The 15368-nt window shown below is 62.0% G+C and carries 16 protein-coding genes; 10 read left to right on the top strand and 6 right to left on the bottom strand.

The genetic code is table 11. The annotated features are described in order from the left end of the window. Positions 1-27: 27 nt before the first annotated feature. From mnmE to hemE, 4 genes are all read right to left on the bottom strand, one after another. Positions 28-1368: a tRNA uridine-5-carboxymethylaminomethyl(34) synthesis GTPase MnmE gene (gene mnmE, locus J2Y48_RS05785; RefSeq protein WP_310414335.1), complete on the bottom strand. Its 1341-nt coding sequence runs from the start codon at positions 1366-1368 to the stop codon at positions 28-30. Between the two features lie 188 nt (positions 1369-1556). Further along, entirely contained in the window at positions 1557-2822 is a 1266-nt protein-coding gene (rho, locus tag J2Y48_RS05790; protein WP_310414073.1) for a transcription termination factor Rho, read from the bottom strand. Positions 2823-3019: 197 nt separating this feature from the next. Further along, positions 3020-3559, bottom strand: coding sequence for a protoporphyrinogen oxidase HemJ (hemJ, locus tag J2Y48_RS05795; protein WP_310414076.1), 540 nt, complete (start codon positions 3557-3559; stop codon positions 3020-3022). After that, positions 3556-4590, bottom strand: coding sequence for a uroporphyrinogen decarboxylase (gene hemE, locus J2Y48_RS05800; RefSeq protein WP_310414079.1), 1035 nt, complete (start codon positions 4588-4590; stop codon positions 3556-3558). Before hemE ends, hemJ begins: the two co-directional genes overlap by 4 nt. Before the next feature lie 403 nt (positions 4591-4993). Here hemE and J2Y48_RS05805 point away from each other — a divergent pair, with 403 nt between their 5' ends. The 5 genes from J2Y48_RS05805 to dnaQ are packed head-to-tail and all read left to right on the top strand — an operon-like array spanning position 4994 to position 8596. After that, positions 4994-5815 (top strand): pyruvate, water dikinase regulatory protein, encoded by an 822-nt coding sequence (locus J2Y48_RS05805; protein ID WP_310414081.1) that lies wholly within the window; start codon positions 4994-4996, stop codon positions 5813-5815. A gap of 29 nt (positions 5816-5844) precedes the next feature. After that, positions 5845-6444 (top strand): Maf-like protein, encoded by a 600-nt coding sequence (locus J2Y48_RS05810; protein WP_310414085.1) that lies wholly within the window; start codon positions 5845-5847, stop codon positions 6442-6444. After that, on the top strand, positions 6437-7297 hold the full coding sequence (locus J2Y48_RS05815) for a shikimate dehydrogenase (protein ID WP_310414087.1): 861 nt from the start codon (positions 6437-6439) through the stop codon (positions 7295-7297). Before J2Y48_RS05810 ends, J2Y48_RS05815 begins: the two co-directional genes overlap by 8 nt. Then, entirely contained in the window at positions 7294-7893 is a 600-nt protein-coding gene (gene coaE / locus J2Y48_RS05820) for a dephospho-CoA kinase (RefSeq protein ID WP_310414090.1), read from the top strand. Before J2Y48_RS05815 ends, coaE begins: the two co-directional genes overlap by 4 nt. Next, a complete protein-coding gene (dnaQ, locus tag J2Y48_RS05825) occupies positions 7886-8596 on the top strand; it encodes a DNA polymerase III subunit epsilon (RefSeq protein ID WP_310414093.1) in 711 nt (236 codons plus the stop codon). Before coaE ends, dnaQ begins: the two co-directional genes overlap by 8 nt. Positions 8597-8659: 63 nt before the next feature. Here dnaQ and secB read toward each other — a convergent pair whose 3' ends face one another. After that, positions 8660-9148: a protein-export chaperone SecB gene (secB, locus tag J2Y48_RS05830; RefSeq protein WP_310414097.1), complete on the bottom strand. Its 489-nt coding sequence runs from the start codon at positions 9146-9148 to the stop codon at positions 8660-8662. A 90-nt stretch (positions 9149-9238) separates the two neighbouring features. Beyond that, positions 9239-9871 (bottom strand): FxsA family protein, encoded by a 633-nt coding sequence (locus J2Y48_RS05835; RefSeq protein ID WP_310414101.1) that lies wholly within the window; start codon positions 9869-9871, stop codon positions 9239-9241. Between J2Y48_RS05835 and J2Y48_RS05840 the strand changes: the two genes are divergently transcribed. The 5 genes from J2Y48_RS05840 to gyrB all read left to right on the top strand — a co-directional run bounded on the left by J2Y48_RS05840 (position 9862) and on the right by gyrB (position 15185). Further along, on the top strand, positions 9862-10563 hold the full coding sequence (locus J2Y48_RS05840) for a Tim44/TimA family putative adaptor protein (protein ID WP_310414104.1): 702 nt from the start codon (positions 9862-9864) through the stop codon (positions 10561-10563). The genes J2Y48_RS05835 and J2Y48_RS05840 overlap by 10 nt on opposite strands. 8 nt (positions 10564-10571) lie before the next feature. Next, entirely contained in the window at positions 10572-11687 is a 1116-nt protein-coding gene (locus J2Y48_RS05845) for a murein transglycosylase A (protein ID WP_310414107.1), read from the top strand. Continuing rightward, positions 11674-12240 carry a Smr/MutS family protein gene (locus J2Y48_RS05850; protein WP_310414111.1) on the top strand — a complete coding sequence of 189 codons (567 nt, stop codon included), beginning with the start codon at positions 11674-11676 and terminating at the stop codon, positions 12238-12240. Before J2Y48_RS05845 ends, J2Y48_RS05850 begins: the two co-directional genes overlap by 14 nt. Then, positions 12237-12611, top strand: coding sequence for a helix-turn-helix domain-containing protein (locus J2Y48_RS05855; protein WP_310414114.1), 375 nt, complete (start codon positions 12237-12239; stop codon positions 12609-12611). The genes J2Y48_RS05850 and J2Y48_RS05855 overlap by 4 nt, the downstream gene beginning before the upstream one ends. 138 nt (positions 12612-12749) lie before the next feature. After that, positions 12750-15185, top strand: a complete 2436-nt coding sequence (gene gyrB / locus J2Y48_RS05860) for a DNA topoisomerase (ATP-hydrolyzing) subunit B (RefSeq protein ID WP_310414116.1) — start codon at positions 12750-12752, stop codon at positions 15183-15185. Positions 15186-15368 lie beyond the last annotated feature (183 nt).

A 15368-nucleotide genomic window follows, 5' to 3' on the forward strand; every position in this document is an offset into this window, starting at 1 on the left:
TGCGTTGCATCGGTTGTTTCACGTGAATCACTTCCCGATGCAGAATTCCGAAAAAATGACGTCAAGCAGGTTCTCGACATCGACGCGGCCGGTGATGCGGCCGATGGCGTTCGCAGCCATGCGCAGGCTCTCCGCCTGCAACTCCAGGCTTTGCGCATCAAAGGCCAGTGCGTCCTCGATCGCATGGAGCGCGGTGCGTAACGCATCATTGTGTCGCTCACGCGACGGGATCGCGAAGGCGGCAGCGTCCGTCACATGCGGCAAATGCTGCCGGATGGTATCGAGCAGGGCCTCCATGCCGTCGCCGGTACGGGTCGAGATCGGAATGATACTGCCAGGACGAGCGGTGTTGCCCGTTCTGTCGTCCAGATCCGATTTGGGCGCAATGTAGATCGTCGGCGCGCCGCCATGCTGGGCAGCAGCCGTTGAGATGGTGGCAACGCTCTCGCTCTTATCCACCAGCCGCAGGATGAGGTCCGCACTGGCGACAGCGGATCGTGCGCGTCGGATGCCCTCCATCTCGACGACCTCGACCGTGTCGCGAATCCCGGCCGTGTCGAGCACTCGTACGGCAAATCCGTCCAGATCGAGGTCGACCGCGATGACATCACGCGTGGTGCCGGGAATATCGGTGACAATAGCGATATCCCGGCCGGCTAAATAATTGATAAGGCTGGATTTTCCAACGTTTGGCGGACCTGTGATGACGACCGTCAGGCCATCGCGAATGATTTCCCCGGCCCGCGCGCCCTTCAGGTGCTGGGCGATCTCGGCGCAGATTGCGCGCAGGTCCTCGCGGATCGTCTGTCCGACCGCGCCGGGCACATCCTCCTCGTCGGCGAAGTCCAGTTCCGCTTCGATCATCGCCCTGGCATGCGTCAGCCGGCGCGTCCAATCATCATAGAGCTTGGATACACCGCCGGCGGCGTGCTCAAGCGCCAGGCGGCGCTGCATCTCGGTCTGTGCGGAAACAATGTCGGCAAGCCCCTCGATTTCTACGAGGTCGAGCTTGCCGTTGTGAAAGGCCCGCCGGCTGAACTCACCGGCCTCGGCCGGGCGCAGCCCCGGGATTGCAGCGAGCGCATCGAGCGCCGCGCGTACGGTGGCGCGGCCGCCATGGATATGCAGTTCGGCTGAATCCTCACCGGTGAACGAGGCCGGGTTGGGAAAGAACAGCACCAACCCCTGATCCAGGATATCGCCGTTTCGGTTGCGAATCGAACACAACGAGGCGTGACGCGGGGCCGGGATCTTTCCGATCATCGCCGTAAGTGCATTTGAACAGCCCGGACCGCTGATGCGTATGACCGCAACGCCGGACGGAAGTCCACCGCTCGAAAGCGCAAAAATGGTATCACTGACAACCATTGTCATCACAACTGCGGGGGTTTAGCCGGGCGCGTCGGCAAAAGCCGACCATCTCGCCGATTTCGCACGTTCGATACACCATGGAAATAGCGGCGTCCAGCATTGCCCGCCCATGGACATCGAAACGAAAAACGGCGAGCCGCCGCTAAGCGCCCCGCCGTGTTGATGAATCCGGATAAGAATCCGGCTTAGGTATTCATCGAATCGAAGAAGTCGCCGTTGTTCTTCGTCTGCTTCAGCTTGTCGATCAGGAATTCGATCGCATCCGTGGTGCCCATCGGGGCGAGGATGCGGCGAAGCACGAAGATCTTCTGCAGATCCTGGCGTGGAACGAGCAGATCCTCCTTGCGCGTGCCGGATTTGAGAATGTCCATTGCCGGGAAGATGCGCTTGTCAGCGACCTTCCGGTCAAGAACGATTTCCGAGTTGCCCGTACCCTTGAACTCTTCAAAGATCACTTCGTCCATGCGGCTACCGGTATCGATCAGGGCGGTGGCGATGATCGTCAGCGATCCACCTTCCTCGATATTGCGTGCCGCACCGAAGAACCGCTTCGGACGCTGCAATGCATTGGCATCGACGCCGCCGGTCAGAACCTTGCCGGAAGACGGCACAACGGTGTTGTAGGCGCGCCCCAGGCGGGTGATTGAATCGAGCAGGATGACCACATCGCGGCCGTGCTCCACCAGCCGCTTGGCTTTTTCGATCACCATCTCGGCGACCTGCACGTGGCGCGTGGCTGGCTCGTCGAATGTCGAGGAAACGACTTCACCCTTGACCGAACGTTGCATGTCGGTGACTTCTTCCGGCCGCTCGTCGATCAGCAGAACGATCAGGTAGCACTCCGGATGGTTGGCGGTGATCGAATGCGCGATGTTCTGCAGCAACACGGTCTTACCCGTGCGCGGCGGCGCAACGATCAGCCCGCGCTGGCCCTTACCGAGCGGCGCCACCAGATCGATCACCCGCGGAGACAGATCCTTCGAGGTCGGAACTTCAAGTTCCATCTTGAAGCGCTCGTTCGGATAGAGCGGCGTCAGGTTATCGAAATGGACCTTGTGGCGGATCTTTTCCGGATCGTCGAAGTTGATCGTGTTGACCTTCAGCAGCGCGAAGTAGCGCTCGCCTTCCTTCGGTCCGCGGATCGGTCCCTCGACAGTATCGCCCGTCTTCAGCGAGAAACGCCGGATCTGCGACGGGGAAATATAGATATCATCAGGGCCGGGCAGGTAGTTCGCGTTGGCCGAACGCAGGAAGCCGAAACCGTCCTGAAGCACTTCGACGACGCCTTCGCCGATGATCTCGGTGTCCTGCGTCGCGAGCATCTTCAAGATCGCAAACATCAGCTCCTGCTTGCGCATCGTGCTGGCATTCTCGACCTCGAGCGACTCGGCAAAGGCCAAAAGATCGGTCGGCGTTTTGTTTTTCAGTTCTTGTAGCTTCATTTCAGCCATGAAGGGGACCATGCGTGATTTCGAGGAGAAAAGCTGGCGTGCGGGTCAAGACCGAACTGCGGGGGGAATGCAGCTCACGAAGCGGGATACACATGCCACGAAAGATGAGATGGGGCGGAAAATAGCGGTTCACGTGCAACCCTGCAAGTGCCTCGGACGATTTCCAGGCAGGAATCGACGCGAAGCCGCCGAAAGCCTCAGAACGGCTTCACCACGACGAGGATTACGATCACCACCATCAGCAGCGCCGGCATCTCGTTCAGGAAGCGCCATTGGCGTGCACTGAAACGGTTGTCGTCCCGCGCAAAGGCGGAAACGGACCGGCCGTAGAACAGGTGCACCCCGGTCAGAAGCAGCACAAAAGCAAGCTTGGCATGCAGCCAGCCGCCTTGAAAACCATAGACGAACCAGGCGAGATAGAGGCCGAGAACCCAGCTCAGCATCATCGCCGGGTTCATGATGACGCGATACAGCCGCCTTTCCATCGTCTTGAATGTCTCAGACAGCTCCGAGCCCGTCGCAGCGTCCGTGTGATAGATGAAAAGGCGCGGCAGATAGAGCAGGCCGGCCATCCAGGAAATCACCGCGACGACGTGAAGCGCCTTGACCCAGAGGGCCAGATCCGACGGCGGGTAGGCGGTCAAAGCGGCGGCAGCGCCGGCGAAAAGCAGCAGGACAACCGCCGCACGCCGCGCAGCGCGGCGCCCGACCGATCCTCCCGTCTGCCGCTCACTCATCGCGAGAAGCCCCTGACACGCTCAACCAGCGCGGCCACGTTCGCAGGGTCCGCCTGCGGCGTGATCCCGTGACCGAGGTTGAAGATCAACGGACCATTGCCCAGAGCCTGCAGGATTGCATCGATACCGTCGCGCAGTGCTTCCCCGCCGGCAACGACGCGCTGCGGATCGAGATTGCCCTGAATAGGCCCTTCCTTCTGCAGGTCAGCGGCGAAAGACAGCGGAACAGTCCAGTCAAGCCCGATGGCGTCCGCACCCGTGCCCTGCCGGTAATCCTTCAGCAACATTCCCGCCCCCTTGGCAAACGCGATGATCTTTGCTTGCGGGCGGCGCGCCTTCACGAGATCGATGATGCGCCTGACAGGTTTCACCGCATAAGCGGCGAACTCGTTCTCGCCCAGAACGCCGGCCCACGAATCGAAGATCTGAACCGCGTCGGCGCCGGCATCGATCTGGGCGACGAGATACTCGGCCGATTTCTCCGCCAGGATATCCAGTAGCGTCGCGAAGGCCTTCGGTTCCTTGTAAGCGAACAGCCGCGTCGGCGCCTGGTCGGGCGTTCCATGGCCGGCGATCATGTAGGTGGCAACCGTCCAGGGCGCACCGCAGAACCCGAGCAAAGTCGTTTCGTCCGGCAATGCCGTGCGCAGACGCCGGACCGTCTCCATGACAGGCTCGAGGTGGTCAAGGACTGGCATAGCCGCCAGTGCTGGAATTTCCGCGCTGCCAAGCGGCTGCATCCGCGGCCCATGGCCTTCGTCGAATCGAACCTGCCGCTTCAGGGCATCCGGTATCACCAGAATGTCGGAGAAGAGGATCGCCGCGTCGAAGCCGTAACGCCGGATCGGTTGCAGCGTCACCTCAACCGCGTGATCCGGCGAGTAGCACAGATCGAGAAAGGAACCAGCCTTCGCGCGCGTCTCGCGATATTCCGGCAGGTACCGGCCGGCTTGTCGCATCAACCAGACCGGAGGTGGGGTAACGGTCTTTCCGTTCAGGACTTCGACGATCTTTCGCGTTCCGCTCGCCAACTTTGCGGTTCTCCTTCTAACAAAGAAATTCATATTGAAGAGGTTTCTATTTCTTAGAGTCGGTGAGTATCAAGGATTAAATTCCCTCCACAGAAAGCCAGCGGAAGCCGGGAGAGGCAAAAGTGCCTGAAAAAATGCCGACCGAAAGCGGCGGCCTTGTGGGTAACGTTAAAATGCTATCGCCTTCAATAGGTTACATGGGGCGCGCAATATCGCTGCCTGTGGACAGAGATGGAAATCGCGTGACACAATGTCGCCCGGTTTCGTTTGTCCACAAGCCGCCGGAAATGGCGTCCACGAAATCGCGAATTGTGGAAAAAGTGACGGTTTTCCCAGAGGCTTGGCCGCACCGCGCCGCGCCGTCGTTTTTATCCCGCCTTATCAACAGCGTCCGGAGGATCATGTGGAGAACCCCAAAAACTACTTTCACCTGCATCTGATCTCCGATTCGACCGGCGAGACGCTGATCGCCGCCGGGCGCGCTGCGGCTGCGCAGTTCCAGGCATCGCAGGCGCTGGAACACGTCTATCCGCTCGTCCGCAATCGCAAGCAGCTTGCGCCTGTTCTCGACGCGATCGATGGCGCGCCCGGGATCGTGCTCTATACGATCGTCGATCGGGAACTTTCGGCCGTCATCGACCAACGCTGCCGGGAGATGGGCTTGCCCTGCGTCTCGGTGCTCGAACCAATTCTCGACATTTTCCAATCCTATCTCGGAGCGACATCGCGCCGACGTGTCGGCGCCCAGCACGTGATGGACGCCGAATACTTCGCGCGGATCGAAGCGCTCAACTTCACGATGGATCACGACGACGGGCAGTTGCCCGCCGACCTGGAAGAGGCGGATGTGATCCTCGTTGGCATCAGCCGGACCTCCAAGACGCCGACGAGCATCTATCTCGCCAACCGCGGCATCAAGACGGCCAATATCCCGATCGTGCTTGGTGTTCCTCTGCCGGAGCGGCTGTCGCATGCAGCGCGTCCATTGATTGTCGGGCTCATTGCAACGAGCGATCGGATCGCGCAGATCCGTCAGAACCGGGTCCTTGGATCGGCGAAGGACTTCCATGGCGAGGACTACACGGACAGGGCCCAGATCGCCGAGGAACTGAAATATGCGCGCTCGCTCTGCGCACGCCACAACTGGCCGGTGATCGACGTCACCCGCCGCTCGATCGAGGAGACCGCCGCGGCCATTGTTGCCCTGCGGCCCAAGCTTCGCTAAGCGAAGGCACTATAGTTCCCGTGAGCGCCATGACCCAGACCCTGATACTCGCTTCCCAAAGTCCCTTTCGCCGCATGTTGATGGAGAGTGCCGGTCTCTCCTTCCAGGCGATTGCCGCCGACATCGACGAGCGGGCGATCGAGGCCGAGCTCGCGCACCTGGCGCCGTCACCGTCGGAGGTGGCGCTCCATTTGGCCGAGGCCAAGGCGAGCGACGTTGCGCGGCGGCATCCCGGACATCTCGTCATCGGATCCGATCAGACCTTGTCCCTGGACGACCGGGTGTTTCACAAGCCGCGCGACCTGAAGGATGCGAAGGAACACCTGCGCGCATTGTCCGGCCGCACGCACGCGCTCAACAGCGCAATCGCCCTGTCGCTCAGCGGTAAGACGGAGTGGCGGCATGTCTCGACAGCGTGGCTGACGATGCGTTCGCTGTCCGATGGCTTCATCGAGCGTCATCTTGCTCGGGTCGGCGACAAGGCGCTTTCCAGCGTCGGCGCCTACCAGCTGGAAGGCGAGGGGATCCAGCTCTTTGAAAAGATAGAGGGCGACTACTTCACGATCATCGGCTTGCCGATGCTTCCGCTGCTCGCCCAGCTGAGGAAAATGGGTGCGATCGATGCGTGATTCACGTGAAACATTTATTAACCATGCCTTTGTCGTCGGGCATCCGATCAAGCACTCCCGATCGCCGCTCATCCACGGCTATTGGCTCGAGGCACTAGGCATTCCAGGCAGCTACACCCGCCAGGACGTGGCGCCGGAAGCCTTTGCCGCTTTCATCGCCGAGCTGAAGGGCGCGGACCGCCGGTTTGTCGGCGGCAACGTGACGATACCGCACAAGGAAGCCGCGTTCCGTCTGGCCGACCGGCCTGACGCGCTGAGCGAAGAACTGGGGGCAGCCAATACGCTCTGGGTGGAAGACGGCCTGGTCCACGCGACCAATACCGACGGCCGCGGGTTTGTTGCCAATCTCGACGAGCGGGCGCCCGGTTGGGACCGCACGGGACGCGCTGTCGTGTTTGGAGCCGGCGGCGCCAGCCGAGCCGTGTTGCAGGCGTTGCGCGATCGGGGCATCGCCGAGATCCATGTCGTCAACCGCACGCTCGCCCGTGCCCGGGAACTCGCAGACCGCTTTGGCGAGAAGATCCATGCCCATCCGGTCGAGGCACTGGGGGAAGTGATGGACGCGGCCGGCTTGTTCGTCAACACGACCTCGCTCGGAATGGATGGCGAGCCGGCACCGGAACTGGATTTCGCCGCGCTTGCTCCCGAAGCGATTGTCACCGACATCGTCTACGTGCCGCTGAAGACGCCGTTCCTGCTTCAGGCCGAACGCCAGGGCCTTGCGACGGTCGACGGGCTGGGGATGCTGCTGCACCAGGCCGTCCCCGGTTTCGAGAAATGGTTCGGCCAAAGGCCCGCCGTCGATGCCACCCTCCGTCAGCGCATCATCGACGACATGGAGCACCACGCATGATCGTGCTTGGCCTCACCGGATCGATCGGCACCGGCAAGTCGACGACGGCGGAGATGTTCCGTTCCCTCGGTGTGCCGGTGCATGACGCGGATGCGACCGTGCATGCACTCTATCGCAACGAAGCGGTCGGCCCGGTCGGTGCGGCGTTTCCCGACGTGATTGAAGACGGCGCCGTCGACCGCAAGGCGCTCGCGGCGCATTTGGCGGCTCGGCCCGAGGACTTCAAGCGGCTGGAGGCCATCATCCATCCGCTGGTGCGCGAGAAGGAGAACGCCTTCCTGGAAGCGCAACGCGCAGCAGGCGCACCGCTCGTCGTTCTGGATATCCCGCTTCTGTTCGAGACCGGCGGAGACCGTCGCGTCGACAAGACCGTCGTGGTCACCTGCGGACCAGAGACGCAGCGCCGGCGGGTGCTGGCACGTCCGGGCATGACGGAAGAGAAATTCGCCATGCTGCTGGCGCGTCAAGTTCCCGACGCAGAGAAGCGGGCGCGGGCGGATCTTGTGGTCAACACCGACAACGGTCTTGAAGACGCGCGCGAACAGGTGGAACTGACTGTCGAGAGTTTGACAAAGGGAAATGGCGCCGATGCGTGAGATCATCTTCGACACGGAAACGACCGGCCTCGACAACCGCCTCGATCGTGTCATTGAAATCGGCGGCATTGAACTCGACAATCATTTTCCGACCGGGCGCACCTTTCATGTCTACATCAACCCGGGCGATCGCAAGGTGCATCCGGACGCACTCGCGGTGCACGGCATCTCCGACGAGTATCTGAAGGACAAGCCGCCTTTCGCCGATATCGTCGGGGAGTTGCAGACCTTCTTCGGCGATGCCCGCTGGGTGGCGCACAATGCCACCTTCGACATGGGCTTCATCAATGCCGAGTACGAGCGGCTCGGCATTCCGCCGGTACCAGGTGAGCGGGTAACCGACACGCTGGCGCTTGCGCGCCGCAAGCATCCGATGGGCCCGAACTCGCTCGACGCACTCTGCCGGCGCTACGGCATCGACAACTCGCACCGCACCAAGCACGGCGCACTGCTCGACTCCGAACTCCTGGCAGAAGTCTATATCGAGATGATCGGCGGGCGCCAGGCGGCACTCGGGCTGGGTGTTGCCGAGCGGCGCGAGACGTTTGACGCAGCGGACGGCGATGAGATTGTGCTGCCCATCCCCGAGCGCCCGCGGCCACTGCCGGAACGGATCAGCCCGGCCGAAATTGTAGCCCATGCCGCCATGGTCGAGAAGATGGGCGGCAAGGCGATCTGGCTGAAGTACGACCGGCAGGGCTAAGGTCCCAAAACGCAAAACGCCCGGCCGGAGCCGGGCGTTCCACCTTGATCATCGATGAGACGATCAGTTGGTCGTGCTCGCCACCTTCGCCTTCAGCTGTTCCTCGGCCATGCGCTGCTGGAACATCTGGGCAAAATCGATCGGGTCGATCATCAGCGGCGGGAAGCCGCCGTTGCGGGTTGCGTCGGCAATGATCTGGCGGGCGAACGGGAAGAGCAGGCGCGGGCACTCGATGAAGAGGACCGGCAGCATGTGCTCCTGCGGGAAGCCGGCAATGCGGAAGACGCCGCCATAGGCCAGCTCGGCATTGAACAGCACTTTCGTGTCGTCCTTCGCTTCGGCGTTCAGCGTCAGGATCACATCGAACTCGGTTTCCGACAGCGGATTGGCGTTCACGTTGACGTTGATGTTGATCGACGGAGCCTTGTCGCGCGCCTGCAGCGAACGCGGTGCACCCGGGTTTTCAAAGGAAAGGTCCTTCACATACTGCGCCAGGATGTTGATGGATGGGCTCGCCGCGCTGGTGGCGGATGCGTCGTTGTCGGTTGCCATGGGTCTTTCCTCGGACGAAAAATGGTGGGCAGCGATCTAGCACTTCGCCCAAGGGCTTACAACCCTGCGAGACTCGGCGACCGAATTGGCTTAAGGCCGGTCCTCCCGGGTGAAATCGCCGTCATCGAGATCGATTGTGCGTGGCGGAGACGGTCTGGTGGCGTGTGGATCGGCTGCGGCGGTGAAGTCGACCACGACGAAACGACTGGCCAGGCGGCTCGCCACGCGCTGCCGGATGGCCGGTACCAGCAACAACAGCGCAATTAAATTCGTCACGAAGCCGGGCACGATCAGAAGCAGGCCGGAAAGAAGGACGATGGCGGTATCGAAAAAGCGCTCGGCCGGCAGATCCTGCGGCAGACGTCTCTGGCGCAGCTTCGTCAGAGCCTGAAAACCCTGGCGCCGCAGGATGGCCAGGCCGATCACTGCGGACGCAATGACCAGCAGCAAGGTCGGCCCAAGACCGATACGCCGTCCGACCACGATGAACCCGGCGATTTCCAGGAGCGGAAGAGACAGGAGAAAAAGAGCGATGAGTGACCGTGCCATGAGGATGCCCGATGTTTGGGGTAGTCCGTTTTCTTGTTTCGACGACAGATGGTCAACCCTGCGCCTGGCACAATCGAGTGAACGGTCTCGTCGACATTTGAAGATTGGGCGTTTGCGGACTATATGGAAGAAGTCAAAAAAGGTGAACGGTGGTTTCGGATCATATGGGCTCATTCGACTTTGTAACGATTTTCTTTCTCGTGGCGGCGGTCGTCATTTTCCTGCAGCTGCGCAATGTTCTTGGTCGGCGCACGGGAAACGAGAAACCACCCTTCGATCCCTACTCGCGGCGCGAGTCGGCCGAATCGGTGCCGACACCTGACCGCGGCAAGGTCGTCACCCTGCCACGCCGGGATGGCTCGGAAGGCGAGGACGGGCCTTACGCGCAGGTCGACGCCTTCACGCCGGCTGGACCGCTCAACCAATCGCTTCGCCGCGTGGTCGACGGCGACCCGTCCTTTAGCCCGAACGAATTCGTCAACGGCGCAAAACTGGCCTATGAAATGATCGTTGTTGCCTTCGCCGACGGCGATCGCAAGACCCTGAAAAATCTCCTCTCCCGCGAGGTCTACGAGGGCTTCGACGCCGCCATCTCGGAGCGCGAGAGCAAGGGCGAGGTGGTGAAATCGAATTTCGTCGGCATTGAAAAGGCCGACATCGTTTCTGCCGAGGTCAAGGACCAGGAAGTCAACATCACGATCAGGATCATCAGCCAGCTGATTTCCGCGACCTACGACAAGGATGGCAACCTGATCGACGGTGATGCGGAAGCGGTTGCCGAGGTGAACGACATCTGGACTTTCGCCCGAGATGTCCGTTCGCGCGATCCGAACTGGAAGCTGATCGCCACCGAATCGGAAGGCTGATCGGCAAGATGCTATTCCGTCTGAAACCGGTTGCTTTCCCCGATCTGCCCGGATGGACGGAGGACGATCCGACAAACCTCTTCGACATGATGGCGCGCTGTCGCCACCAGATCGTGACAGCGAAGCCCTATCGCACGGGCTCGCTTGGCGTCAGCGCCGGCGAACTGCTGCCAGCCCTGACCGCGGCAAGCGAGTACGCGTCGGCGAGCCCCGCACAGGCGCGGCAATTCTTCGAGAGCTGGTTCAAACCGCTCCTGATCGAGAGGAAGGACGGTGAAAGCGGGCTCGTTACCGCCTATTACGAGCCGGAGGTCGAGGTGCGGGCCGAGCCGGACGCGGAATTCCGCTTCCCGTTCTATCGCCGGCCAGACGACATTGTCGACATCGACGACGCCAATCGCCCGGCGGGTTTTGATCCTTACTTTGCCTTTGGCCGCCTTCGCGACGGCCGGATCGAGGAATACCCCGATCGGGCGGCGATCGACCAGGGACTGCTTCGCGGCCGCGGTTTGGAAATCGCCTTTTGCCGCTCCAAGGTGGATGTCTTCTTCATCCACATCCAGGGCGCGGCGCGCCTGCATTATCCCGACGGAACCGTCCGGCGCATTACCTATGCCGCCAAGACCGGCCATCGCTTCTCGCCGATCGGCAAGCTCTTGATCGAGCGCGGCGAGATCGATGCGGCGACGGTGTCCATGGCCTCGATCCGCGATTGGCTTGCCCGCCATCCCGTGCAGGTGGACGCGGTGCTCTGGCACAATCGATCCTATATTTTCTTCCGGGACGCGCCCGTCGACGATTCAGCGCTGGGTCCGGTTGCAGCCGCAAAGGTTCCCATCGTTGCCGGACGATCGCTTGCGGTGGACCGCCAGATTCATACGTTCGGCACGCCGTTCTTCATCCGCAGCGAGGGCCTGACCCATCTCGATGGCGGCGAACCCTTTGCCCGGACCATGCTGGCGCTGGACACGGGTTCAGCCATCGTCGGGCCGAACCGCGGTGATATCTTTACCGGTTCCGGTTATGCCGCCGGCGACCTCGCTGGGCACGTCCGCAACGCTGCCGATTTTTTCGTCTTCATACCGAAAACGGCCGCGCAGAGATATGAGCATGGCGAAGGATAAGCCCCTCAGCGGCGAAGACCGCATTCTTTGGGGCAAGGTTGCGCGGAGTGCCCGCGCCCTGCCGGGCCGGCTGCAGGAGCTGGAAGCACTGGAAGCATTCCTCGCGCCGAAGGAAGAGGCGCATTTGGTGACCGCCGTAACGCCCGAAGCGCAGCGCAACGGGGCGAAGGACAGCGGAATCCGGATAACGACCGCCCCGAACGAGCGCCGCCTTCATCCGCTGGAACGTCCCGTCAAGCGCAAGATTGCCAAGGGGCATCTGGCACTCGAGGCACGGCTGGACCTGCATGGAATGATCCAGAGCGAGGCGCACGGCCTCCTCTTGAGTTTCTTGATCAAGGCGCACGCCCGGGGGATGCGCCACGTGCTGGTGATCACGGGCAAGGGAACATCCCTCGGCAGCGACGGTGCGCTGAAGCGCGCGGTACCGCTCTGGTTCTCGTTGCCGGAGTTCCGTCCGCTGATTTCCTCCTACGAGCCAGCGGCGCGCAATCACGGCGGCGACGGTGCGCTCTATGTGCGGCTTGCCCGCCACAAGGCCGACCGGTCATGACGACCCCGTTCGGCGTCGCAGTTAGACACCTGCGGGAACAAAAGCGCGTCTCGCAAAAGGAGATGGCGGCGGCCCTGAACGTTTCGCCGGCTTATCTTTCGGCACTGGAGCACGGCCGGCGCGGTATGCCGAGCTTCGACTTTCTCCAGCGCGTCGCAGGCTACTTCAACGTCATCTGGGACGAGGCCGAGGAGCTGTTCCGGCTGGCGCGCATCTCCGACCCGAAAATCACCGTTGACACGGCCGGATTGCCTCCGGAGTACACCGCCCTTGCCAATCGTCTCGCGGCGGAAATTCGCGATCTGCCGCCAGAAACCATCAGGCGCCTCGCCGGCATTCTCGAAAAGGCCTGCAATAGCCGGGCAAAATGATGTGTTCCCCTGATTTCTGCCGCTATTGGCGGCCACAAGATTTGGAAAGCTGGGCCAAAATCCCTATATTCGACGGGCTGGATGCGTGGTGATTCGCCGCGTCCGTGCTCCTCGTGGAACCCTGGAAAGACACCCCGCATGACCGATACGCATGAGACCGAAAACAGCGGCCCGGCCGAGTATGGCGCCGATTCCATCAAGGTGCTCAAGGGCCTCGATGCCGTGCGCAAGCGGCCGGGCATGTATATCGGTGACACGGACGACGGTTCGGGGCTTCACCATATGGTCTACGAGGTGGTGGACAACGCGATCGACGAGGCGTTGGCCGGGCACGCCGATATCGTCACGGTGACACTAAACGCCGACGGATCTGTGACCGTTACCGACAATGGACGCGGGATTCCGACCGACATCCACAAGGAAGAAGGTGTCTCCGCCGCTGAAGTCATCATGACCCAGTTGCACGCGGGCGGGAAGTTCGACCAGAACTCCTACAAGGTCTCCGGCGGCCTGCACGGCGTTGGTGTTTCGGTCGTGAACGCGCTTTCGGTTTCGCTGAGGCTCAAGATCCGCCGCGGCGGCCACATCCACGAGATGAGTTTCACCCACGGCGTCGCCGACGGGCCGCTGACGGTGACCGGCGACTGCGGCGATGAGACGGGCACCGCGGTGACCTTCCTGCCGAGCCCGGAGACGTTTTCAAACATCGAGTTCAACTATCAGACGCTCGAGCACCGGCTGCGCGAACTCGCCTTCCTGAACTCCGGCGTGCGAATTCTCCTCACCGACCGGCGCCACTCCGACGTCAAGCAGGACGAACTGATGTATGACGGTGGCCTCGAGGCCTTCGTCCATTTCCTGGACCGCGCCAAGAAGCCGCTGGTGCCCAAGCCCATCGCCATCCGAGGCGAGCGCGATGGCATCACGGTCGAGGTGGCGATGTGGTGGAACGACAGTTACCACGAAAACGTGCTCTGCTTCACCAACAACATCCCCCAGCGCGACGGCGGCACGCACCTTGCCGGCTTCCGCGGCGCGCTGACGCGCCAGGTCGTCTCCTATGGCGAGAGCTCGGGCATCCTCAGGAGGGAGAAGGTCTCCCTGACCGGCGACGACTGCCGCGAAGGCCTGACCGCGGTTCTCTCCGTCAAGGTCCCCGACCCGAAGTTCTCCTCGCAGACGAAGGACAAGCTCGTCTCGTCCGAGGTCCGGCCAGTCGTGGAGAGCCTTGTCAGCGAAGCATTGAGCAATTGGCTTGAGGAGCATCCTTCCGAGGCCAAGGTATTGGTCGGCAAAGTGGTCGAAGCCGCAGCCGCCCGCGAGGCCGCCCGCAAGGCGCGCGAGCTGACGCGCCGCAAGGGCGCGCTCGACATCTCCTCGCTGCCCGGCAAGCTTGCCGATTGTTCCGAACGTGACCCGGCAAAGTCCGAGGTCTTCCTGGTGGAGGGCGACTCGGCCGGCGGCTCGGCAAAGCAGGGCCGGTCGCGCGAGAACCAGGCGATCCTGCCGCTGCGCGGCAAGATCCTCAACGTCGAGCGTGCCCGCTTCGACAAGATGCTGTCGAGCCAGGAAATCGGCACCCTGATCACGGCGCTCGGCACCTCGATCGGCAAGGACGAGTTCAATCCGGATAAGCTGCGCTACCACAAGATCATCATCATGACCGACGCCGACGTCGACGGCGCGCATATCCGCACGCTGCTTCTGACCTTCTTCTTCCGCCAGATGCCGGAACTGATCGAGCGCGGTCACCTCTATATCGCCCAGCCACCGCTCTACAAGGTTTCGCGCGGAAAGTCGGGCCAGTACCTCAAGGACGAAAAGGCGCTTGACGACTACCTGATCTCGGCGGGCCTGGAAGATGCGGCGCTGGAGCTCGGCTCGGGCGAGGTGCGCGCCGGGCAGGACATGCGCGAGGTGATCCAGGACGCACTGCGGCTGCGTGCACTGCTAGATGGCCTGCATTCGCGCTACAATCGCTCAATCGTCGAGCAGGCGGCCATTTGCGGTGCGCTCAATCTGGAACTGAGCCACAACCGCGAAGGCTACGCCGAGATGGCCGAACAGGTTGCGCGCCGGCTGGACCTGATTGCCGAAGAAACCGAACGTGGCTGGAGCGGGTCGGTCGCCTCCGATGGCGGGTTGGCGTTCGAGCGCACCGTGCGCGGGGTGAGGGAATATGCCCATCTCGACATGGCCTTGGTCGGCTCGTCCGATGCGCGCCACCTTGACCAGTTGTCGCTGCGGCTGAAGGACATCTACGCGATTCCCCCGAAGCTGCGGCGGAAGGATTCGGAGATCGAGATCAGCGGACCACGCATGCTACTTGACACGATCTTCGCGGCCGGCCGCAAGGGCCTGACCCTGCAGCGCTACAAGGGCCTTGGCGAAATGAATGCCGAGCAGCTCTGGGAAACGACGCTTGATCCGAACGTTCGGACCCTGCTGCAGGTTCGCGTGTCCGATGCCACCGATGCGGACGGCCTGTTCTCGCGCCTGATGGGAGACGAGGTGGAACCGCGCCGCGAGTTCATTCAGGAGAATGCACTCAGCGTCGCCAATCTGGACATCTGATTGGCGGTATTGTCGGCATCGATTTGCTGGAACGGATAAGGAAGCCCCGCGTTGTCGCGGGGCTTTTCATTATTGTTTTAGCGAAATCAAAAGTCCCGCACCTCAGAAAATTGACACGGTTGGTGTTTTGGTTCGTGATCGAACGCGGTCGTCGCCAATGGCGCGGCTGACCCGTCCGCAAGA

Source organism: Mycoplana sp. BE70 (assembly GCF_031455855.1).
GTDB lineage: Bacteria > Pseudomonadota > Alphaproteobacteria > Rhizobiales > Rhizobiaceae > Mycoplana.

Bases quoted from the DNA above. Each gene is read 5' to 3' on its own strand.
- mnmE (WP_310414335.1), bottom strand. From the start codon at position 1,368: ATGGTTGTCAGTGATACCATTTTTGCGCTTTCGAGCGGTGGACTTCCG.
- rho (WP_310414073.1), bottom strand. From the start codon at position 2,822: ATGGCTGAAATGAAGCTACAAGAACTGAAAAACAAAACGCCGACCGAT.
- hemJ (WP_310414076.1), bottom strand. From the start codon at position 3,559: ATGAGTGAGCGGCAGACGGGAGGATCGGTCGGGCGCCGCGCTGCGCGG.
- J2Y48_RS05810 (WP_310414085.1), top strand. From the start codon at position 5,845: ATGACCCAGACCCTGATACTCGCTTCCCAAAGTCCCTTTCGCCGCATG.
- J2Y48_RS05815 (WP_310414087.1), top strand. From the start codon at position 6,437: ATGCGTGATTCACGTGAAACATTTATTAACCATGCCTTTGTCGTCGGG.
- coaE (WP_310414090.1), top strand. From the start codon at position 7,294: ATGATCGTGCTTGGCCTCACCGGATCGATCGGCACCGGCAAGTCGACG.
- dnaQ (WP_310414093.1), top strand. From the start codon at position 7,886: ATGCGTGAGATCATCTTCGACACGGAAACGACCGGCCTCGACAACCGC.
- secB (WP_310414097.1), bottom strand. From the start codon at position 9,148: ATGGCAACCGACAACGACGCATCCGCCACCAGCGCGGCGAGCCCATCC.
- J2Y48_RS05840 (WP_310414104.1), top strand. From the start codon at position 9,862: ATGGGCTCATTCGACTTTGTAACGATTTTCTTTCTCGTGGCGGCGGTC.
- J2Y48_RS05835 (WP_310414101.1), bottom strand. From the start codon at position 9,871: ATGAGCCCATATGATCCGAAACCACCGTTCACCTTTTTTGACTTCTTC.
- J2Y48_RS05845 (WP_310414107.1), top strand. From the start codon at position 10,572: ATGCTATTCCGTCTGAAACCGGTTGCTTTCCCCGATCTGCCCGGATGG.
- J2Y48_RS05850 (WP_310414111.1), top strand. From the start codon at position 11,674: ATGGCGAAGGATAAGCCCCTCAGCGGCGAAGACCGCATTCTTTGGGGC.
- J2Y48_RS05855 (WP_310414114.1), top strand. From the start codon at position 12,237: ATGACGACCCCGTTCGGCGTCGCAGTTAGACACCTGCGGGAACAAAAG.
- gyrB (WP_310414116.1), top strand. From the start codon at position 12,750: ATGACCGATACGCATGAGACCGAAAACAGCGGCCCGGCCGAGTATGGC.